Source organism: Geobacter psychrophilus (assembly GCF_056821595.1).
The window spans coordinates 2,781,485-2,801,336 of the sequence record NZ_JBXDTU010000004.1 but is presented as its reverse complement, the minus strand read 5'-3'; the positions used below and the strand labels follow the sequence as shown (position 1 = coordinate 2,801,336).

Annotated in this window: 19 protein-coding genes; 13 read left to right on the top strand and 6 right to left on the bottom strand. The window is 55.7% G+C overall.

All coding sequences use genetic code 11. The features are described from left to right. Positions 1 to 88 precede the first annotated feature (88 nt). The 5 genes from ACOCF6_RS15420 (at position 89) to ACOCF6_RS15400 (ending at position 4,999) form a co-directional block, all read left to right on the top strand. A complete protein-coding gene (locus tag ACOCF6_RS15420; protein WP_482461221.1) occupies positions 89 to 1,150 on the top strand; it encodes a glycosyltransferase family 2 protein in 1,062 nt (353 codons plus the stop codon). Next, positions 1,147 to 1,728 carry a D-sedoheptulose 7-phosphate isomerase gene (gmhA, locus tag ACOCF6_RS15415; protein ID WP_482461220.1) on the top strand — a complete coding sequence of 194 codons (582 nt, stop codon included), beginning with the start codon at positions 1,147 to 1,149 and terminating at the stop codon, positions 1,726 to 1,728. Before ACOCF6_RS15420 ends, gmhA begins: the two co-directional genes overlap by 4 nt. Further along, positions 1,725 to 2,684 carry a GSU2086 family protein gene (locus ACOCF6_RS15410; RefSeq protein WP_482461219.1) on the top strand — a complete coding sequence of 320 codons (960 nt, stop codon included), beginning with the start codon at positions 1,725 to 1,727 and terminating at the stop codon, positions 2,682 to 2,684. Before gmhA ends, ACOCF6_RS15410 begins: the two co-directional genes overlap by 4 nt. Further along, positions 2,677 to 4,143 (top strand): bifunctional D-glycero-beta-D-manno-heptose-7-phosphate kinase/D-glycero-beta-D-manno-heptose 1-phosphate adenylyltransferase HldE, encoded by a 1,467-nt coding sequence (gene hldE / locus ACOCF6_RS15405; protein WP_482461218.1) that lies wholly within the window; start codon positions 2,677 to 2,679, stop codon positions 4,141 to 4,143. Before ACOCF6_RS15410 ends, hldE begins: the two co-directional genes overlap by 8 nt. A 115-nt stretch (positions 4,144 to 4,258) precedes the next feature. Beyond that, positions 4,259 to 4,999 (top strand): response regulator, encoded by a 741-nt coding sequence (locus tag ACOCF6_RS15400; protein WP_482461217.1) that lies wholly within the window; start codon positions 4,259 to 4,261, stop codon positions 4,997 to 4,999. Between the two features lie 115 nt (positions 5,000 to 5,114). Here the strand turns inward: ACOCF6_RS15400 and ACOCF6_RS15395 are convergent, their stop codons facing one another. Both ACOCF6_RS15395 and ACOCF6_RS15390 read right to left on the bottom strand, forming a co-directional pair. After that, positions 5,115 to 6,194: a peptidylprolyl isomerase gene (locus ACOCF6_RS15395; RefSeq protein ID WP_482461216.1), complete on the bottom strand. Its 1,080-nt coding sequence runs from the start codon at positions 6,192 to 6,194 to the stop codon at positions 5,115 to 5,117. A gap of 112 nt (positions 6,195 to 6,306) precedes the next feature. Then, a complete protein-coding gene (locus ACOCF6_RS15390) occupies positions 6,307 to 7,260 on the bottom strand; it encodes a peptidylprolyl isomerase (protein WP_482461215.1) in 954 nt (317 codons plus the stop codon). 316 nt (positions 7,261 to 7,576) lie between these two features. On the opposite strand from ACOCF6_RS15390, the gene ACOCF6_RS15385 reads away from it, so the two are divergent. From ACOCF6_RS15385 to ACOCF6_RS15350, 8 genes are all read left to right on the top strand, one after another. Then, complete coding sequence (locus tag ACOCF6_RS15385) at positions 7,577 to 8,554, top strand: class II fructose-bisphosphate aldolase (protein WP_482461214.1); 978 nt, start codon at positions 7,577 to 7,579, stop codon at positions 8,552 to 8,554. A gap of 54 nt (positions 8,555 to 8,608) precedes the next feature. Then, positions 8,609 to 8,980, top strand: coding sequence for a PilZ domain-containing protein (locus ACOCF6_RS15380; protein ID WP_482461213.1), 372 nt, complete (start codon positions 8,609 to 8,611; stop codon positions 8,978 to 8,980). A gap of 34 nt (positions 8,981 to 9,014) precedes the next feature. After that, entirely contained in the window at positions 9,015 to 10,991 is a 1,977-nt protein-coding gene (locus tag ACOCF6_RS15375; RefSeq protein ID WP_482461212.1) for a methyl-accepting chemotaxis protein, read from the top strand. Between the two features lie 104 nt (positions 10,992 to 11,095). Continuing rightward, positions 11,096 to 11,896 carry a 3-methyl-2-oxobutanoate hydroxymethyltransferase gene (gene panB / locus ACOCF6_RS15370; RefSeq protein ID WP_482461211.1) on the top strand — a complete coding sequence of 267 codons (801 nt, stop codon included), beginning with the start codon at positions 11,096 to 11,098 and terminating at the stop codon, positions 11,894 to 11,896. After that, positions 11,893 to 12,744 carry a pantoate--beta-alanine ligase gene (gene panC, locus ACOCF6_RS15365; protein ID WP_482461210.1) on the top strand — a complete coding sequence of 284 codons (852 nt, stop codon included), beginning with the start codon at positions 11,893 to 11,895 and terminating at the stop codon, positions 12,742 to 12,744. The genes panB and panC overlap by 4 nt, the downstream gene beginning before the upstream one ends. 240 nt (positions 12,745 to 12,984) lie before the next feature. Next, positions 12,985 to 14,238 carry an amidohydrolase family protein gene (locus tag ACOCF6_RS15360; protein ID WP_482461209.1) on the top strand — a complete coding sequence of 418 codons (1,254 nt, stop codon included), beginning with the start codon at positions 12,985 to 12,987 and terminating at the stop codon, positions 14,236 to 14,238. A gap of 8 nt (positions 14,239 to 14,246) precedes the next feature. Then, entirely contained in the window at positions 14,247 to 15,416 is a 1,170-nt protein-coding gene (locus ACOCF6_RS15355; protein ID WP_482461208.1) for a vWA domain-containing protein, read from the top strand. A gap of 5 nt (positions 15,417 to 15,421) precedes the next feature. Continuing rightward, positions 15,422 to 15,826 carry a hypothetical protein gene (locus ACOCF6_RS15350; RefSeq protein ID WP_482461207.1) on the top strand — a complete coding sequence of 135 codons (405 nt, stop codon included), beginning with the start codon at positions 15,422 to 15,424 and terminating at the stop codon, positions 15,824 to 15,826. A gap of 23 nt (positions 15,827 to 15,849) precedes the next feature. On the opposite strand, the gene ACOCF6_RS15345 is transcribed toward ACOCF6_RS15350, so the two are convergent. Genes ACOCF6_RS15345 through resB form a run of 4 tightly spaced genes read right to left on the bottom strand, consistent with a single transcriptional unit; the run spans position 15,850 to position 19,756 of the window. Further along, the gene (locus tag ACOCF6_RS15345; RefSeq protein WP_482461206.1) at positions 15,850 to 16,497 is read right to left on the bottom strand and encodes a cation diffusion facilitator family transporter; all 648 of its coding nucleotides are present in this window, start codon (positions 16,495 to 16,497) and stop codon (positions 15,850 to 15,852) included. 7 nt (positions 16,498 to 16,504) lie between these two features. Next, positions 16,505 to 17,476, bottom strand: a complete 972-nt coding sequence (locus ACOCF6_RS15340; RefSeq protein ID WP_482461205.1) for a Tim44 domain-containing protein — start codon at positions 17,474 to 17,476, stop codon at positions 16,505 to 16,507. A gap of 46 nt (positions 17,477 to 17,522) precedes the next feature. Continuing rightward, a complete protein-coding gene (gene ccsB / locus ACOCF6_RS15335; protein ID WP_482461204.1) occupies positions 17,523 to 18,377 on the bottom strand; it encodes a c-type cytochrome biogenesis protein CcsB in 855 nt (284 codons plus the stop codon). Then, positions 18,374 to 19,756, bottom strand: coding sequence for a cytochrome c biogenesis protein ResB (gene resB, locus ACOCF6_RS15330; RefSeq protein ID WP_482461203.1), 1,383 nt, complete (start codon positions 19,754 to 19,756; stop codon positions 18,374 to 18,376). Before resB ends, ccsB begins: the two co-directional genes overlap by 4 nt. Positions 19,757 to 19,852 lie beyond the last annotated feature (96 nt).

Below are 19,852 nucleotides of genomic sequence, written 5' to 3'. Positions count from 1 at the left end.
ACGGCATTCCGGTTTGTATGGCCTTTCTCTGTGCCTCCGTGTCTCCGTGGTAAAGATTCGCTTTATGTCTTTATTCTCATAACGAATTATGCCCTTACCCTCCGTCGACATAATTGTCCCTGTCTGGAACAACCCCTTTGAAACCCGCGCCTGCCTGGTTGCCATCCTCACCCATTCACCCGAAGCCCGATTGATTATCGTCGACAGCGGCAGCAGCCGTGAAACCGAACTGATGCTGGAAGAGTTTTCCGAATCACTCGCTGAAAACGCCCTCTTTATCACCTCCGAACGCAACATAGGACTTGTTCCGGCCATAAACATGGGGCTGGCCAGTTCAGATCGCGACTTCGCCATCGTGGTGCGACCTCATGTAATGGTTTGCAGCGGCTGGCTGAAGACCTTGCTGGACACTGCCCTGATGCCGCAAGTCGGCATCGTTTCGCCGGTTTTCCGGGGCAGCGGCGCTCCCGCACTATCAACACCCCGTCCGGTAAGCGGCTGCACACTGATGGAAACCTTCTCGCTTTCGTTTGCGACGCTCCTGCTGAGAGGCGAGATGCACAGGCAGTTGGGCAGATTTGACGAGAGTCTGGATGGTGGTGAATGGTGTCTGAGAGATTACATCAGAAGGGTGGAGACCAAAGGCTATCGCACCTGTGTAACGGCGCACCCCGAATTGATCTGCGGCCGGGAAACCGTTTTCGGATCATTGGAGAGGCGACAGGAACAGTCCCGCACAAGCCGTGAACAGTATCTGTCGCGCTGGGGCGTCGCCCGGCATTACTGTATCTATTTCGGCCAGGGGACACAGGCCGGCGATCTGTACGAGACGGTCGAGAGCATTGTTGCCGCGGCACGGCTCGGACATCGCTTTACCCTGCTGCTGCATCGCAGGCAGTTCAAGGAATTTCGCAAACGGGGCTGGCACGGACTGCACACGAGCATTACGATCTATCCTTTGCCGCTGTTTGGCGCAGCCCGCAGCCTCGCTCGCCAGATTGCCGCCATGCAGAGTGCCGATCCCGACCTGATTGCCGTGCAGGGGGCAGAGGGCGTGCATTTCCCCGGCATGGAAGGGGCGATCCCTTTCAAGGAGATTGCCGCATCCCACAGCATCAGCATCATGGAACACCCACTGGAGGTTGTATGATACAGGAAATACAGGCACAACTGCAGGACCACCGGACGGTGATCGACCTGCTCGAACGCGACATGGTTCCCCTGATCGCCGAGATGGGTATCCTGATTTCAGACACCCTTAATCGTGGCAACAAGCTGCTGGTTATGGGCAATGGCGGATCAGCAGCCGATTCGCAGCATTTCGTGGCCGAAATCGTCGGACGCTTCAAGATGGAGCGCAGGGCGCTGCCGGCTGTCGCCCTCTCCACCGACACCTCCATCCTGACCGCAATCGGCAATGACTATGGTTTTGAGGCGGTGTTCAGCCGCCAGGTGGAAGCCCTGGCAGCTCCCGGTGATGCCGTGGTCGGCATCTCCACCAGCGGAAATTCACCCAATGTGCTCAAGGCGCTCGACATTGCCAAGGCTCGCGGCTGCCGCACCATCGGCCTGTTGGGCAAGGATGGCGGCAGCATCAAGGGTGCCTGCGACCTGGCACTGGTTGTACCTTCTGACGACACCCCCCGCATCCAGGAGGGACACATCACGATCATCCACATCGTCTGCGACCTGGTGGAAAAGTCGCTGTTCGGGAAGGAACTCCCATGAAATTAGAACCGATCGATCTTTCCCGCGTCACCACCTACCCCATTGCCGAGCGCAGCAACAAGGTTTCGCTGCAGCGTGATTTTGCCGGCGACATTTCCGCCGGCATGAGCGTTTCAGAGCTGCTGGCGGCCATGCCCAATCAACTGGGCGGGGAGAACCTCAACGCCGTCATCAACGCCGTTGTCAAGGCGCGACAGAACGGAAAACCAGTGGTAATCGCCATCGGCGGGCATGTCATCAAGTGCGGACTGCAGCCGGTACTGAAAAGGCTGATCCAGGCCGACATCATTACCGCCGTGGCCATGAACGGCTCGGCCACCATCCATGACTACGAAATTTCCCTGATAGGCGAAACCAGCGAGGACGTGGGCAAGGTACTGCACTGCGGCACCTTCGGCATGGCCGAGGAGACCGGACGCGACATCAACGGTGCCCTCAAGGCCGGTGTAGCCGATGGGATCGGGTACGGTGAGGCGCTGGGTCGTTTCATTGTGAATAACGAAAATCCTTATCGCGCCTCCAGCCTGCTGGCAACCTGCTACGATAACGGCATCCCCGCCACCGTGCATGTGGCCGTGGGCACCGACATCATCCACCAGCACCCGGCCTGCGACGGCGCCGTACTGGGCCAGGCCACCTATACCGATTTCCGCCTGTTTACCTCGGTGGTTTCCACGCTGGGCAATGGCGGCGTATTTATCAACATCGGCAGTGCCGTGATCATGCCGGAAGTCTTCCTCAAGGCCCTATCCATCGCCCAGAATATGGGCTATCACGTGGATGGCTTCACCACCGCCAATTTCGACATGACCCAGCACTATCGCCCGCTGCAGAACGTCGTCAAACGCCCCACGGCCGGCGATAGCCGCGGCCTGACGATCACCGGCCACCACGAGATCATGATTCCGCTGCTGTCAGCGGGGATACTGGACAGGATCGGACATGCACATGGATAGAAAAACGATCGAATCCCTTTTCAGCCGTATCGACAGCATCCGCTGCCTGGTGATCGGCGATCTGATGCTGGACGAATACCTGTGGGGCAAGGCCGAGCGCATCTCGCCCGAGGCACCGGTGCAGGTGGTGGACATTGTCCGTGAGGAGCTGCGCCTGGGTGGCGCCGGCAATGTGGTCAACAACCTGGTGGCCCTGGGAGCGCAGGTAGCAGTCTGCTCGGTGATCGGCGAGGACGAAAATGGCCGGGCCCTGCTGGATGATTTCACCCGCCGTGAGGTGGCAATTGACGCCATATTTCGCGACCCGGAACGCCGCACCAGCCGCAAGACACGGGTCGTGGCCTCACATCAGCAGATCGTGCGGATCGACCGTGAGTCGCGCGACCCGCTTTCGGAAGAGCAGGAGACACAGGTCTGCAGCTGGATCTCTGCCCAGGCCGGTCAATTCAGCGTCATCCTGCTCTCGGACTACCTCAAGGGGGTGCTGACCCCGCGTGTCATCGAAGCAACCATCAAGGCAGCCGCCCTCAAGGGGATTCCCGTACTGGTGGATCCCAAAGGCACCGACTTCGGCCGCTACCGCGGGGCCACCCTGCTGACCCCCAATCGCAAGGAGGCTGAAGCGGCTTCCGGCATGGCCATCACGGACAGCGGTTCCCTGGAACAGGCGGCCGGATTGATCATGACCAAGGCCGGATTGGAACACCTGCTGATCACCCGCAGTGAAGAGGGCATGTCCCTGTTCTCCCGTAGCGAGGAGGCCGTGCATATTCCCACCGTCGCACGGGAGGTCTTTGACGTGTCCGGTGCCGGCGATACCGTGCTGGCCTCACTGGCCGTTGGCGTGGCCGCAGGGCTGGGCATGGCCGAAGCGGCCCGCCTGGCCAACATCGCCGCCGGCATCGCTGTAGGCAAACTGGGTACCTCAACCGTCTCGCCGGAAGAAATCATCAATGCCGTGGCACTGTCCCATAGCGACAGCGACTCCAAGATCAAGAATCTTGATGTGCTGACCGCCATCATCACGGCCGAAAAAGCGCGGGGTAAAAAGATCGTCTTTACCAACGGCTGTTTTGACCTGCTGCATGCCGGCCACGTCAAGTACCTGCAGAAGGCCCGGGGTCTGGGCGACCTGCTCATACTGGGACTCAACAGCGATGCCTCGGTGCGACGTCTCAAAGGCGAAAACCGGCCCCTGATCAATGAGGATGAGCGGGCCCACATACTGGCGGCCCTGGACTGCATCAATTATGTCGTGCTGTTCGATGAAGACACGCCGCTGGAGCTGATTACGGCTCTTAAACCCCATATCCTTGCCAAGGGGGGTGATTATTCCGCGGACAGTGTGGTTGGGAAAGACGTAGTCGAGTCCTACGGGGGAAGAGTTGAACTGGTTACGTTCGTAGACGGCAAGTCAACGACCAACATTATCGAGCGGATTCTGGAACGCTACGCCTGAGGAAGCGTTCCCGCTGATTTGGGTGGCCTTTTGGAGGAAATTCTGCTATCAGAAAGCATGAATATCTCGTAAGCACCTTCTATTGCAGGCTGCTATATACTAACAGGAGGTGGACATGCCGGAAAATATTGCTTCCGGAAGGGAGTTGTGGATCCTTGGCATTAAACCCGGCTCTGGTCGGGAAGAGCAACTCTGTTCGTACCTGACATCAGGAGGGTATCGCTGCCGTCTGGAAAGGGTTGAAAATCTGGCCGCTGGTCGGCCTTTAGGCGTAATTCTGGATATCTCACCCTTCTCCGATGACGGCTGGGGACTGCTGCTTACGGTCAAAAGCAACCCGGAAACCCGAAACATCCCGATCCTGCCGGTATATTTAAGCGAAGCCGGTAAAGTCGGCGGTGTTTTTCCCGTGGCAGGATTCTTTACACTGCCGATCGATGAAAGCTATCTGCTGGAACGTCTGGCGGTCTATGGCCTGACGGAAGATGCAGAAACCTGGGATCTCCAGGCCATGGTCGTATCACGCCTGGGGGAAGAAAAACTGTCGAAGACCATCGAAACGGTCGGATTCGAGGTTGTCAAGGCCTACACCGCGAAAGAGGCCAGGGCGCTATCCTCCATCCACCCGGTTTATATGGCCTTTGTCTGCCTGATGCTTCCGGACATGTCGGCCTTCGAACTGCTCGAAAAACTCCGCCTCAATCCCTACAGCAGCAATACTCCGGTATTTGTACTGCTCAAGGATGAAATGAAGGCGGGCGAAAAAACGGCCTTGAGCCGGGAGATCTCCCACCTTGTCAGCAAAAAGCAGCTGAGCTGCGAGGAGTTCCTCGGGTATCTTCGCCGCCGCCCGTAACCGGTTTTCACAAACGTCACAGTCAGCTGACGGTACTGTTTTCCAAACGCAATAAAGCCGCGCTCCAATCAGGAGAGCGGCTTAATTTGTTGTAAGGATATTGTATTAAATATGATCAGAGAATCCCGCTCAGATCCTTCATCTCGATGCTGGCTTTACTCCGCAGTTCCTTGGCCCACTGACTAAAGCGCTCCTCGGATTTTTTTCGGTAGAGCGCATCTTCAATATCGACCTTGACGCTCTCGAAAGGCTTCAACTTGCCGCTGGTACGTTCTTCCAGCTTGACGATATGAAATCCTGCTGTTGTATACACCAGTTCGCTGACCTCACCCGGTTTCATGGCCACTATGGCCGCTTCCAGTTCGGGCATCATGTCGCCCTTCTTGAAGGTACCCAGTGCGCCACCATCCTTGCGAGCCGCAGGATCTTCGGAATATGAAGTGGCCAGCTCGGCAAAATCCTTGCCGCTTTTGGCTTCAGCCAGCACCATCAAGGCCGTATTCATGGTACGCTTGATGTCGTCGGCAGGCGCTTTTTCATTGGTGCGGAAGAAGATATGACGGGCCCGGAACGTTTCTTCCTCGGAATACTTGGCACGATTGGCCTCATAATATTCCCGCATCTCCGATTCACCGACCTGAATCTTGGCACGAACCTCCATGCTTACCAGCTTGAGTTTCTCAATCTGTTCCTTCAGTTGGCTGCGATACAGTTCAAAGGTAAGTCCCTGGCTGGCCAGGGCCGTCACCAGCACCTCCTGCGATGCCATATTGTTCTGCTTCTTGACATCATCGATGGCTTGCCGAATCTCTTCATCAGTCACCTTGATGTTCAATTCCTTGATCTTCTGATCAATCAGCTTCTTTTCGACCAGGTGTTCCAAGGCTGCACGCCGTATCTGGCTGCGGCTGTCGTTATTCAGGGCCGATTTTTTTTCGGCTTCACGTATGACGGGTTGGGCTTCACGACTGACATCATTCAGCGTAATAATCTCGTCATTGACGATTGCAGCAATGGTATTAACAATTTTGGAGGATATGCTCAATACGGCTGGCGCTGCAACGGGCTGACCGGTCTTGTTGGCTGCTGCTGCCGGCTCTTTGGTTACAGCCACGCCTTTAGTTGCACAACCGCAAGCCATGAACAGACAAAAACCGGTGAGCAGCAGGGCAAAGATGGTTTGATTTTTTATCATGCTCATTCCTTGTTGGTATCTGGCAGGATGAAGTAAACACGGAAGGGTGGGCAGACCCCACCCTTCCGGTTAGTTACAATATGAAACAGCTGGCTTAAGGCAGATCACTGAACTACTTTTTCTCTGCTGCGGCCGGCTTGGCTGGCTCTGCCGCTTTTTTCTCCTCGGCTTTGCCTTCTTCCTTTTTACCGCCCATTTCCTTCAGGACGTCTTCCTTGACCGTGATCTTGGCGCTCTTCTTCAGCTCCTCTTTGATCTTCTGGAAAATTTCCTGCTGTTTCTGGGGCATGATGGCACCCTTGATCTGCTCCTTGACTTCTTCCAGGGGACGTACACCGGCAGCACGCTTACCGGTCAGCTTGATGATATGGAAACCGAAATCTGATTTGACAACATCAGAGATCTGTCCTTCTTTGAGAGCCAGGGCGGCCTTTTCAAAAACCGGCACCATGGAACCTTTGCCGAACCAGCCCAGATCGCCGCCTTTGGCTGCTGACGAATCCGCCGAGTGCTTCTTGGCAAGTTCCTCGAAATTCCCGCCCGCCTTGATCTGAGCCAGGACATCCTTGGCTTCTTTTTCGGTTTTCACCAGGATGTGACTGGCCTTGATCTGATCACCGGTCTTGAATTTATCCTTGTTCTGTTCGTAGAACTTCTGCAGATCGGCATCAGACACCTGGGACTCCGTCTCAACCTTCTTTTTCAGGAAGGACTCAACGATCAGACGCTTTTTCAAATCCTGCAGTTTTTCCTCGATATCAGCGCCTTTGTCCAATCCATCCTTGGAGGCCTGCTGCAGGATCAGTTCACGGATAACCATCGTATCCAGCATCTCCTTGCGCCCCTCGGGTGTATCGGCCATTGCTTTCAGGTATTCCGGCAGATTTTTCAGTTCGCGGTTGAAGTCTGCGGTAGTGATGCTGCCGCCATTAACCTCGGCCAGAACTTTACCCTCTTTTTTTGTATCCGATTTCGAACCATTTGACGGCGAACCGCCCTGACAACCGAAAAGCGCCGCTGCACTCAGGGAAGCAATAATGATTTTTGCAATGGAAATGGCTTTCACGTAAATCTCCTTTTTCTTGTATATAAAAGTAGTTATAAACTTTAAAAAAATAGCATACCCGGCCGAGTATGCGCAACCATTTTATCTTGATCGCCCTGACCTTCATCCTGAGCGGCGCGCGGGCTATCGTATTGCTGCGCGAACAGGCCTCTTCTGTCGTACCTGAGGCAATTCAGCCTCCATGAACAAGCTTTGTTTAGTAGCTTGATTCAACACCATTTACATGATATTTATATGCGGCTGTATACAGTTGAAGATGATTGGCCGGGAGATTCGACGCCGCTGGCGTTCCACTACCATACCGATGGAGGGCACGATGGAAAAGCAGAGGGTACATTACGCTGAACTGGGACTGGCCAACACAAAAAAGATGTTCGCTCAGGCAATGGCAGGCAAGTACGCCATACCCGCCTACAACTTCAACAACCTCGAACAGCTCCAGGCTATTATCACTGCCTGCGCCGAGACAAATTCCCCGGTCATCATCCAGGTTTCCAAGGGCGCCCGCAGCTACGCCAATGAAACCATGCTGCGCTTCATGGCCATGGGTGCGGTGCAGATGGCCCGCGAAAACGGCTCCAACATACCGATCTGCCTGCACCTGGATCATGGTGACTCTTTCGAGCTTTGCAAATCCTGTATCGACAGTGGTTTCTCGTCGGTCATGATCGACGGCTCGCACCTGCCCTACGAAGAGAACGTTGCCCTGACCCGCAAGGTTGTAGAATACGCCCACCAGTTCGACGTCACGGTAGAGGGAGAACTGGGAGTATTGGCCGGGATTGAGGATGAGGTCTCCGCCGAGCATTCAACCTACACCAAGCCGGAGGAGGTTGAAGACTTCGTCAAGAAAACCGGCGTCGACTCCCTGGCCATCTCCATCGGAACCAGCCACGGAGCTTACAAGTTCAAGGCCGGACAGCCGGTCCCTCCCCTGCGTTTCGATATCCTGGAAGAATGCGAAAAGCGCATCCCCGGTTTCCCGATCGTCCTGCATGGCGCCTCGTCGGTCGTACAGGAATATGTGGAGCTGATCAACAAATACGGCGGCAAGATGGAAGGTGCTGTGGGAATCCCCGAGGAACAGCTGCGCCAGGCTGCGGCCAGCGCCGTCTGCAAGATCAACATCGACTCCGATGGGCGCCTGGCGGTAACCGCCAAGGTGCGCGAGTACTTTGCCAAGGATCCCAAGGAATTCGATCCACGCAAGTACCTGGGCGAGGCCCGCAAAGAGCTGGTCAAACTGATCAAGCACAAGAATGAAACGGTTTTGGGCTCAGCAGGAAAAGCATAGCAACAGTGCAGGGGCAGGTATCACCTGCCCTTTTATATTCAGGAGGCCCTTGATATGAGCACCAGAAAATTTTCCCGCGTCAATTTCAAGGTAGATGCAACGATCAAGACAGCTGAGCGCCAGTTTCATGGCGAGGTTAAAGACCTCAGCATGAGCGGCATGTTCATGCTGACCAGTGAACGATTGCAGCAAGGCGACCCGGTCGATATCACCATCATCCTCACCGGCACCTCTCCCGAGATCGATGTCAATTTCAACGGCACGGTCAGCAGGATCGATGAAAACGGAATGGGATTCACCTTCAAGAAGATGGATCTGGACTCATATACACACCTGAAAAATATCGTCACCTACAATATCGACGACGCTGAAAAAGTCATTGAGGAGATCCACCTCTCCATTGACGAAAAACTTGCCGCAGAGTAGAGAGCTTGCAGGTCTGTCACATAAGGACAACACCATGACAAAAAAATCGACGGTATACTCCTTTTCCGGTTTCATGCTCGGCATCGGCGCACCTATCGGCTGGACCTTTATCAGACTAGTGTTTTTCTACGACGATAACCAATCGTTTTTCGGGCAGATTTTCAGCGATATCGTTGTGAACAACAAGCAGTTTTTCCTGTACACCTACATGGGAATCGGGACGGCATTTGTGCTTTCCACCTTGGGATACCTGATCGGAAAAAACGGTGACGAACTACATGAGCGGGCCGTGGAACTTGATATCCTGCACCGCGAAGTTGAGGTCCAGAAGGAGATTTTTGAAAACCGCTACAAGGTGCTGGACAGTAACATCAAAAACTTCCATCACATCAGCAGCAAGATCCAGATGTCCCTCAATCTGGGTGAAATTCTGCAACTGTGTGCTGAAGGACTGCATGAAGTCCTGGGCTATGAGCGGGTCAACATCCTGATGACCGAGGATGGTAACAAGCTCCGTTTCGTCGTCACAACCGGGACAGACGCGTTCGATACTTCACAGATCTCCTTGCCTCTTGATGCAAGGATCGGTGTGATCTACAAATGTTTTGCCGAAAAGAAAGTCTATCTGATCGACGACATCTCCAAATATCCGGAAGATTTTCATCTGAAAGCTCCCTATAACAATCTGGAACCGCTCCGCTCAAAAAGCTTTGTACTCTGCCCGATTGTGGTCAAGGGGCATACCATCGGCGCGTTCGGCATCGACAATAAATCCAGCAAGCGCGCCCTCAATGATTCCGATGTCGATACGATCATGCTGTTCGCCGATCAGGTTTCATCAGCCATCACCCGCATCAACCTGCTGACCTCCATCGATACCCTGACAAGCGAGATGGAAAGCTCCTTTGCCTTTCTGCTGGGAAGCCGCGAAGAATATTCCCGCAATGTCATGAATCTCAAAGAGAATGTCGATTCCGTGGCAGACGGCACCGCCATCATTGCCTCGGCCTCGGAAGGCGTCATGGTATCAGTGGATGAGACCAGCACCGCCGTTAACGAGATCTCGGTCGCCATTGAGCAGGTCACCCGCAACTTGGATCATCTGGCCGGCATAGTCCACCAGTCAGCCGCGGCCATGGAAGAGATCAACAGCACCATCGGCAGCGTCGAACAGAATGCAGCCATCTCCCACGAGGTCTCCAGCCAGGTTAAAGCCCAGGCCGACGAGAGTCTCGCCGTAGTGACCGAAACCATCAACTCTCTTGCTGAAATCCAGACCTCGGTGGGACTTTCCTACGACGCCATCAAACGCCTCTCGGAAAACAGCAGCCGTATCGAGAATATCATCAGCGTCATCAATGACATTACCAAACGCACCAACCTGCTGGCGCTCAATGCCTCGATCATCGCCGCCCAGGCCGGCGAATATGGTAAAAGCTTTGGTGTGGTAGCCGATGAAATCCGAAACCTGTCGCTCCAGACAGGACATTCAACCGGAGAGATTACCGGCATTATCGAAGAGATCATGAGCGAGTCAAAGACGGCTGCCAGCAACATCACCGTTACAAAGAATCTTGTTCACCGGGGGGTTGAACTGGGACACTCCACCGGCGAAACCCTCAAGGCAATCTTCGATCGTTCGCTCTGTTCCATGGACATGACCCAGCAGATCAAACTGGCCACACAGGAACAGGTTCTCAGCGTCCAGACCGTCTCAAAGTCCATGGAAGACATCAGTACCATGACCTCTCAAATATTTACCGCATCAACCGATCAGGCCAAGGCCACCAGGAGTATCGCCCGTTCCATCGAGACCATCAAGGATATGGCCCACGAAATGGTGAAGTCCACCGGCCGCCAGGTTGAGGACGGCCGAAAAATCAGCCTCACCGTGGAATCGGTCAGCGAAATGGTCAAGGAAATGTTCGACAACATGGAACAGCGCCGCTTGCAGAGCGCCGAGGTGATTCAGGAGCTGGAATCCATGAAGAACCGTACCTGCCAGTTTTAGTTTTATTGTGGCAACACTATAAGCATTTTGAGTGTGCACGTATCTGCACTGCAGGCAGGGCATAATAGAATTCATTCTGTTTATCAAGCTAGAAACAGGGGCATATGCGAAAGAAAATTACCATACCTGAAATTCTCCAGATGAAGCAGGACGGTCGCCGCATCACGATGCTGACCGCCTATGACTTCCCCTTTGCCCGATTGGTGGACGGCGGAGGAACCGACGTCATTCTGGTGGGGGACTCGGCCGGCGTAGTCGTCGCCGGGCATGACACCACACTGCCGGTGACCATGGACGAGATGATTTACCATACCCGGGCTGTCAGGCGCGCCGAACCCAGGGCGCTGGTAGTAGCCGACATGCCCTTCATGTCGTACCAGACCGGCAGCGAGGAGGCCTGCCGCAACTGCGGACGAATGATCAAGGAAGGTGGCGCCGAGGCGGTCAAGATCGAGGGAGGCATGAACATGGCCCACGTCATCCGTGCCGTCAGCCAGATCGATATCCCGGTCATGGCCCATATCGGCCTGACCCCCCAGTCGGTTCACCGCATGGGAGGCTACAAGGTACAGGGTCGCAAAGAGCAGGCCGACCGTATCCTGGAGGATGCCTATGCCGTCCAGAGCGCCGGTGCCTTCGCTGTGGTGCTGGAAGGAATTCCCGCCAAACTGGCGGCGCAAATCACAGCAGAACTGAGCATTCCGACCATCGGAATCGGCGCCGGCCCGTCCTGCGACGGCCAGGTGCTGGTGATTCACGACATCCTGGGGCTGTGCGAGAAATATTCACCCAAATTCGTCAAACGCTATGCCGAACTGGGACCGATCATCAGCGACGCTGTCAAAAGCTATGTGGCCGAAGTCCGCTCTGGCGAATTTCCGACAGAAGAGCACTCCTTTTCATGAAGATCATCAGTTCAATAACAGACGTGCAGCAGACCGCACATGCGCTCAAGCATACAGGCAAACGCATCGTCTTTGTCCCTACCATGGGTTTCCTGCATGAAGGGCACGCTTCGCTGTTGCGTGAAGGACGCCGTCGGGGAGATGTGCTGGTACTGTCGATCTTTGTCAATCCGATCCAGTTCGGAGCGGGTGAGGACCTGGAACGTTATCCGCGCAATCTGGACGGCGACTGCGCCATCGCCCGGGAATGTGGCGTCGATATCGTCTTTACCCCCTCTGCAACGGAGATGTACCCACCCGGCTTTCAGACCGCCATCAGGGTACAAGAGCTGGCCCTGCCGTTGTGCGGAGCCAGTCGCCCCGGCCACTTCGATGGTGTTGCCACCGTCGTGACCAAACTGTTCAATATCGTTCAACCGGATGTAGCCCTGTTTGGAAAGAAGGATTTCCAGCAACTGGCAATCATCCGCCGCATGACAACGGACCTGAGTATGCCGGTGGAGGTTGTCGGCATGCCGATTGTACGTGAGGCGGACGGACTGGCAATGAGTTCACGCAACGCCTACCTGTCGGCGGCAGAGCGGCAAAGCGCCCTCTGTCTGTCCAGGGCGATCCGGCTGGTGCGGCAAAGCTTTGCAGCAGGTGAACGAAAGGCAGACTCCCTGCGCGTGGCCGCGCTGGCTGTCATCCAGTCTGAATCTGCCGCGACGATAGACTATCTGGAGTTCCGCGATACCGGCTCACTGGAAACGGTTACAACTGCAACAGAATCGACGCTGCTGGCCCTGGCTGTAAAAATCGGATCGACACGCCTGATCGATAATACCGTACTGGGGGAGGAACTGTAACCGTACAGAGCATCATGCTCAAAAGCAAAATCCAACGTGCCATCGTCACCGGCGCAGACCTGCAGCGGAAAGAGGCCGGTCAGTCCAAACTGAAGTGCGTGCACTGACCACTCAAAATTTAACTGAATCACACTTCTGCAGGCGGAGAACATGCGTTTTCCGCCTGCAGTTATTTGATGGAGCGTGTATCCATTTAGCCTTTCTTCAGGTATAATTCTATTCATACCACGGAGGAATGATATGTCCGACCCCACCATACATGCCGCCGCCTGGCTGATAAACCCCGATGTCCCCCCCATCGCCGGCGGAGCGGTTCTCGTGCGTGACGGCCTGGTAGCTGCAACCGGAACCCTGGCTGAACTGAAAAAAACCCATTCCGCTCCGGTGGTAGAGCACCACGACTGCGCCATCGTGCCGGGCTTCGTCAATGCCCACACTCACCTTGAACTGACCCATTTCCCTTCCTGGCGCCTGCGTACCCATGTGGATTACAACCCGCGGCGCTTCACGGACTGGATCATCCAGATGATCAAAATCACACGTGGACTGAACGGTGAAGATTTTCGTGCATCGCTGGTGGAAGGTTTGCGCAAGTGCGTCGAATCGGGCACGACCGCCGTCGGGGACATCATCTCCCGCTATGACCTGGCGTCCTCCTATACCGTTCCCCCGCTGAGTGGCCGGCTGTTTTTTGAAACGCTTGGCTACGATACCGCCAAATTTCGCGAACGCCTGGATCAGGCCGTGACTGCTGTCGACAGTATGCCCGGAGGATTTATGGCTCCCGGCTTGTCCCCCCATACCCCCTATACGGTCGGCGAGAGCAATCTGGCGCTGATCCGCGAAGCGGCCATTTCCCGCGGACTGCCGTTGGCTATCCATATCTCCGAATCCCAGGCTGAAAGCGACTTCATCTTCGGTACCAGCGGACCGCTGGCCGATGAGCTGTACCCCTTTGTCGGCTGGGAACAGTATCTCATGCCCCCCCGCCGCTGTTCCTCCACCGAATTGCTCGACCGCCACGGCCTGCTGACTCCCGCGACCCTGGCCGTGCACTGCGTCCACACAAGCCTGGCGGATGCCCACATCCTGAAACAACGGGGTGCTACGATCTGCATCTGCCCCCGCAGCAACGACCGACTGGACGTGGGGCGCGCACCGCTGGCACTGTTCAATAAGCTCCGTATCCCCCTGGCACTCGGCACTGACTCTCTGGCCAGCAATGATTCGCTCTCCCTGTGGGACGAGATGCGTTTTGCCCTGGACCAGTTCGCAGGGGAACTCTCACCGGTTGATTTATTCCGCATGGCCACCTGCGGCGGAGCTGCCGCCCTCGGTCTTTCTGCCACGCTCGGTTCACTTGAAGTCGGCAAACGCGCCGATTTCCAAGTCATTTCACATGTCGGAAGCGATGAAAAAGGTCTGCTGGAGCGTGCCATTGGCCAGGGTAAAATCGTAGACGTGTGCCTGAACGGGCTGTACGGCGCCGCGTAACCATCCCGATGAACACTCTCGAAAACGCCATCATCCGCCTGTTGCGAAACAAGCCGTTCTATGGGCATTTCCTGCTCAATCTGCGGCGTTCTCAGCTGACAGGTTCTCCGCACGCAGCCGGTGTAACGGTTCGCAACGGTGTTCCGACCCTCTGCCTCAACCCTCCCCTGTTTAGCCAACTGGCCCCTGTCGAACAGGAGGCGCTTCTGGAGCACCTCATCAAGCACCTCCTGCACCTGCACCCGCTGCGGAGAAAAGACCGCAACCAGCATGACTGGGACATTTGCTGTGATCTGGCTATCAATCCTACCGTGGCCGGACTGCCGGCCGATGCCCTCATGCCTGAGATGTACGGACAGGACTGCGGACTGGCTGCAGAGGAATATTTCGACGCACTGGTGCCTCCCTTTGATATCGGCAACCTGGAGGGAAGCGGCTATGGAGATGGAGAGCAGGACAGTCGCGGAGCGTGCGGACAGGGTTCGGCTGAGATTCAGAATGCGGCAACACTTGATGACCACAAGATCTGGAGCGAAGCCGACAGCACCCCCTTGCCGCTGGGAGAGGAGATGATGCGCTCCATGACTCGTGACAGCCTGCGAGGAAGTGACGGAGAGGTCCCGGAAGACGTCCGTACCATTGTGGACTCCCTGCTGCGCCCATCGCCGATCCATTGGCAACAGATCCTGCGCCAGTTTGTTGCAACAGCCGGCAGGGTTGGCCATACATCAACCTGGATGCGCGAGCACCGCCGATTCAGCCACGACACCCCGGGTATCCGCAGATGCGGCAGGCTGAACCTGCTGATAGGCATCGACGTCAGCGACTCGACAAACACGCCCCAACTGCGGGAGGCCTTTGCCGCAGAACTGTTGCAGATCGCCCGGGGACGGGATGCCCGCATCACCGTCCTGTACGCCAACAGCCGCATTCAGCAGATTGAGACGTTCAACAGTTCATCAAGCGTGGCTCAAATCTATGAAGGCGGCGGTTTCACAGATCTGCGGCCGGTATTCGAATTTGCTCAGGGTATGCAGCCGCTGCCGGCAGCAGTCATCTACCTGACCGACGGCATCGGCCCTGTACCCGATACGATGGCTTTCCCGACCTTGTGGGTTCTGACTGCAGGGGGTGAAAAACCGGCACCGTGGGGAGTTGAACTCAGACTGGAGGTATAGAGAGTATGGACAATTTCAAGCCGATGACCGCCGAGTCTGTCGGGGCACTGCTGCAGGAAGCGGGCGCCGAGGTCATGGCGCGCTCGGGCAGGACCGATAGCTACAGCGCCCCGCGGGAGTTCTCCTTCGAGGTGCGGGCAGCGTTCAAAAACGGCATGGGTTTGCAGGTCGTGGCGCGCCAGTTCAACTACCGCGACCCATGGGAAGCCACGGGACGTGTCAACGATATGGTGGATGTCTCACTGTTGCGGGAAGGCAGCTTTTCACCGCTGCCCAAGGGATTCACGTATTTCCAGGGGATCGACGAGGAGTGCGGACTGGATGAAGAACGATTGAAAGAGGTTATCAGCTGTGTTGCCGCGCTGAACCCAAAACTGTACCTGCTGCAGGAGATGAGTGGAGATCTGTGACACTATATGTCCGCTACTGCTACTTATCCTTTGCACTGACAACTGCATGAACATGCCATACCCGCCGCCTTTTGGAATGCTTCCCGCCCTTCCCTCCAGGTCAGCCATGCAATAAACAGCGCCCCCAGGGCATCCAGGCTGCCGATCCCGGTCAACTCATAGCCCAGACTGGCAGCCAGCAGCACCAACGAAAGGTAGACGCAGGCCCGCGAGCAGGCGGCATCCGCCAGGATGGCCGGTGAGTTAAGCGCAGTGCCGACCCTGGTCTTGTGATGAATCAGGAACCACATGAACGAGATGGAGAGGGAGGAGATGACGACACCCGGGAGCGTCGCCTCGGGCCTGTGCTGCTGATAGATATTGACCGCCGCCGTCGCTGCCAGACCCGCAGACAACAGGTAGAAGGCAGTGCCGGTAATCCTGAGCGCTCGCTGTTCGAACTCGTCCCGTGTCTCGCCTGCGCTGATCCGGATTCTGCGCAGCATGTGCCAGACACCGATCGCAGAGATGACCTCGATGAACGAATCGACCCCGAACCCGAACAGGGCCAGGGTCTCATCGGCAGCACCGAACCAGACCGAAACCGCCCCTTCGATCAGGTTGTAGATAATTGTAAAGACAGCCAGGAGACTGGCACGCCGGTACAGCGTGCCAATATTAGCGGTTTCCATGTATCCTTTATTTCTGGTTGATGGCCGACAAGCGCCAGGGGTTGTTGCCGACCGGCCGGGTGAATGTCCAGTACTCCTCAAACTTCACCGGTTCAGTCTTGCTGCCGGAGACGACCGCGCCGCTGACATCGTCAGTGGTGTAATCGAGCAGGTTGGCATAAATCAGGGCGGTGATGTAATCCTGACCGGTCTCCTGCCATGCTTCTACGATCTCCACATTTCTGACAGCGATATTCTCCAGCCGGTTGACCTGCTTGTCGCGCAGCAGACGGTCCAGATCTTCCTGAAAGATCCGTTTCATCTCATCGGTCAGAAGCCCGGACACCGGTGCCAGGTCGCGATTCATCCAGCTCCCCTGGATTTTAAAGAAATTATCCATTATCAAATCGTTAAAACGCTGTTCATCAAATGAACCGTCCATCTGACGAATATATCCCAGACCGGTATTCACATCACCCGTCGGCAGCTGATTACCGCCATATTCATTTGAAATGGGAGTCACTGTTCCACCCTGATAACCGCCCTGATCATAATGGTTAGCGGATTCGGCAGCCGCTCTTTTATTTTTGATAAAGCGATAGATCAGGTAGCCGATCCCGGCCAGCAGGATGATTTCAAACAAGCCGATACCACCGCCGCCGCCCATGCCGCCCCCTGCCATCCCCAGACTCCTGAACAGCATGCCTCCCAGCATACCTCCAGCAATTCCACCCAGAACTCCGCCGGCCATATTCCTCATGAATCCACCGCTCTGCTGCTGTTGCGGGAAGGTGTTTGGTGCCGGTGCCGGCGCAGCCTGCTGGCGAGGCGGTATCGCCTGGGACGGTGGACTGGCCGGCTGTGAATAGCTGCGCGTCCCGCGGCTGCCCGTGGAACGACTGCTCCCGGCCCTGGCATGGGCATTGAGCTCAAGCACGGTGATGCTCAGAAACATCACAGCCAATAGTAAGGTACTAGCGTATAATATCTGTCTTTTCATTTTCTTGCTCCTTGGTTGACTGCAAAATCATTAAATCCCGATTGTGCTATTTTCCGCCGCCGTAGCTGTGCAGACCTGACAGGAACAGGTTGACCCCCAGGTAGCAGAAAATCGTGGCAGCAAATCCGATGACCGAGAGCCAGGCCGCCCGCTTGCCGACCCAGCCCCTGGTGAAGCGGGCGTGCAGGAAAGCAGCGTACACGAACCAGACGATCAAGGACCAGGTTTCTTTGGGGTCCCAGCTCCAGTAGGTGCCCCAGGCGTAGTTGGCCCAGGCGGCCCCGGTGATGATGCCGAGGGTCAGCAATGGAAATCCGATCATGATGGCCCGGTAGTTGAGGTCATCCAGCACCCTGATGGGCGGAAACATGGCCAGCATGCCGCTGCCGGCCGCTGCATCCCCGGAATCCTCGCTGCCGGCCTTGATCAGGTACATGATGGAGATGCCGCAGGCAACGGCAAAGGCGGCATAACCCAGGAAGCAGGTAATAACATGATACAGCAGCCAGTTGCTCTGCAGCGCCGGCACAAGCGGTTCGATACCACTGCTCATCCCGAGTTGGGCCCAAGCCATGCCGAGCAGAGCAAAGGGCATGACAAAGGCGCCGATCACCCGGTATTTATACTTGATGTCAAGAATGGCATAGATCAGCACGATCGTCCACGAGAAGAAGACCACCGATTCATACAGGTTGGAGAGCGGCGCATGGCCGACACCCATGTCGTAGGATTCCTTCCAGCGCAGTCCGATCGCCACGGTCTGCGCCAAAAGTCCACCGTAGGCAACTATCATACCGGCGGTGCCGAGGCCCTTTACACGGCTGGCCATGAATGCGAAAAACAGCAGCATGGAGACAAGATAGGCAACGGTCGTTACATTAAACAAAAGCGAGCTGGTCATGAGTGTTCCTCCCCTGAAAGATGTCTTTTAAGTTTTTTTGCCAGCTCTTCAAAGTACTGCTCGAAGGCAGCCTGATTCTTGCTGGCATTGCCGCCAATGGTAACGGTTCCGCTCTGGATGCGTATCCAGACGCGGCGGTGGGACATGAGAAAGGCACCATAGATCCCCACCACCATCAGTGCGCATCCCAGCCATACGGTCCATACACCCGGATCCTTGGCTACCTGCAGACCGGTATACATTTTTTTCTGGGCACCCTTATACTGAAGCACCATTCCACCATTATGCTCCTTGGCGTGCTGGATATTCAATTCGGGATGGTTGGCATAGACAATGACCTTTTCACTGCCTCCCTGGGGTCCATGGATTTCAACCTGAACGGCCGGACCGGAGAGCGAGGGAACGAATTGTGAGACATCGTCGGTCGCTTCAATGACATGCATAGTGCTGCCGTCAGGCAGGGTGGCTGTGGTATTCGTATCCAGGGTCACCGGGACGGCGTTCTTACCGTCGGCCCCGCTGACGGTAAAAAAGTAGTTGCCGGCATTGCCGTAGCTGGACTGGTAAAACGTGATCCCTTTGTAGGTCAGCGGATCGTTGACAATCACACGGACATTGGTGTAGTCGGGCACCGGCCGGCCGTTTTCCAGGACGGTCAGGATGCTTTTGAACTCCTTGGGTGCCCCGGTTTTGTAGAGCGCAACACTGAATTGCTCACAGCGCACCGAAAAGCCGAGATCAATCTCTTTATCTGATCGCCCCATAACTTTTGAGACGCTTTCCCCTTCGAGGATATTCACAAACCCCTTGTAGCCGAACAGTGAGCCGATCATGGCGCCGATGAAGATGATGATCACGCTCAGATGGACAAAATAGACCGACAGTCGGCACCAGGGTGTTTTTTGAGCAAACAGGTGCCAGGCACCGTCAGCCTCTGTTGCGACCGGCCGGGCAAACTCTGAACCAAGAAATGCCGAGAGTTTCTCTTTCAGCTGTTCAGGCCGTTCACTGGTTTTGAACGAAGCGGTATTGGGAAGGGACTGCTCCAGGCCACTGCTCATGGTCAGTGTAGGCTGGGAAATGATCTTCCAGATATGCGGCAGGCGTTTGATGGAGCACGCCACCAGATTGACCGTCAAGAGATACAGCAGCAGGATAAACCACCAGGAATGGTACATATCGAAAAAGCCGAGTGTCTTGTAAATTTGGTGTTTGGCGGGGCTGATTGTCGCCAGATACTCCGGCGGCAGCGTCCCCTGCGGAATGATCGTCCCGATGATTGACAGGATCGCCAGGGAGATCAGCAGGAACATGGTCAGTTTCAAGGAGCAGAAAAAATCCCAGAGGGACTGGATAAAACTTTGCTGTTTGGCTGTCACGCGAAAACTCCTTTAGTTAGTTAGAAGTTATGTTCAAAGGTGTCCAGTTGCTATGTTTCGTTTATGCACGCATCCCGTGAAGCAGGCTTCAGTTGT

Excerpts from the sequence above, each read along its gene's own strand:
- ACOCF6_RS15395 (WP_482461216.1), bottom strand. The coding sequence starts at position 6,194 with ATGATAAAAAATCAAACCATCTTTGCCCTGCTGCTCACCGGTTTTTGT.
- ACOCF6_RS15350 (WP_482461207.1), top strand. The coding sequence starts at position 15,422 with ATGGACAATTTCAAGCCGATGACCGCCGAGTCTGTCGGGGCACTGCTG.
- ACOCF6_RS15355 (WP_482461208.1), top strand. The coding sequence starts at position 14,247 with ATGAACACTCTCGAAAACGCCATCATCCGCCTGTTGCGAAACAAGCCG.
- ccsB (WP_482461204.1), bottom strand. The coding sequence starts at position 18,377 with ATGACCAGCTCGCTTTTGTTTAATGTAACGACCGTTGCCTATCTTGTC.
- ACOCF6_RS15340 (WP_482461205.1), bottom strand. The coding sequence starts at position 17,476 with ATGAAAAGACAGATATTATACGCTAGTACCTTACTATTGGCTGTGATG.
- ACOCF6_RS15345 (WP_482461206.1), bottom strand. The coding sequence starts at position 16,497 with ATGGAAACCGCTAATATTGGCACGCTGTACCGGCGTGCCAGTCTCCTG.
- hldE (WP_482461218.1), top strand. The coding sequence starts at position 2,677 with ATGGATAGAAAAACGATCGAATCCCTTTTCAGCCGTATCGACAGCATC.
- panC (WP_482461210.1), top strand. The coding sequence starts at position 11,893 with ATGAAGATCATCAGTTCAATAACAGACGTGCAGCAGACCGCACATGCG.
- ACOCF6_RS15410 (WP_482461219.1), top strand. The coding sequence starts at position 1,725 with ATGAAATTAGAACCGATCGATCTTTCCCGCGTCACCACCTACCCCATT.
- ACOCF6_RS15420 (WP_482461221.1), top strand. The coding sequence starts at position 89 with ATGCCCTTACCCTCCGTCGACATAATTGTCCCTGTCTGGAACAACCCC.
- ACOCF6_RS15360 (WP_482461209.1), top strand. The coding sequence starts at position 12,985 with ATGTCCGACCCCACCATACATGCCGCCGCCTGGCTGATAAACCCCGAT.
- ACOCF6_RS15400 (WP_482461217.1), top strand. The coding sequence starts at position 4,259 with ATGCCGGAAAATATTGCTTCCGGAAGGGAGTTGTGGATCCTTGGCATT.
- ACOCF6_RS15380 (WP_482461213.1), top strand. The coding sequence starts at position 8,609 with ATGAGCACCAGAAAATTTTCCCGCGTCAATTTCAAGGTAGATGCAACG.
- gmhA (WP_482461220.1), top strand. The coding sequence starts at position 1,147 with ATGATACAGGAAATACAGGCACAACTGCAGGACCACCGGACGGTGATC.
- ACOCF6_RS15385 (WP_482461214.1), top strand. The coding sequence starts at position 7,577 with ATGGAAAAGCAGAGGGTACATTACGCTGAACTGGGACTGGCCAACACA.
- panB (WP_482461211.1), top strand. The coding sequence starts at position 11,096 with ATGCGAAAGAAAATTACCATACCTGAAATTCTCCAGATGAAGCAGGAC.
- ACOCF6_RS15375 (WP_482461212.1), top strand. The coding sequence starts at position 9,015 with ATGACAAAAAAATCGACGGTATACTCCTTTTCCGGTTTCATGCTCGGC.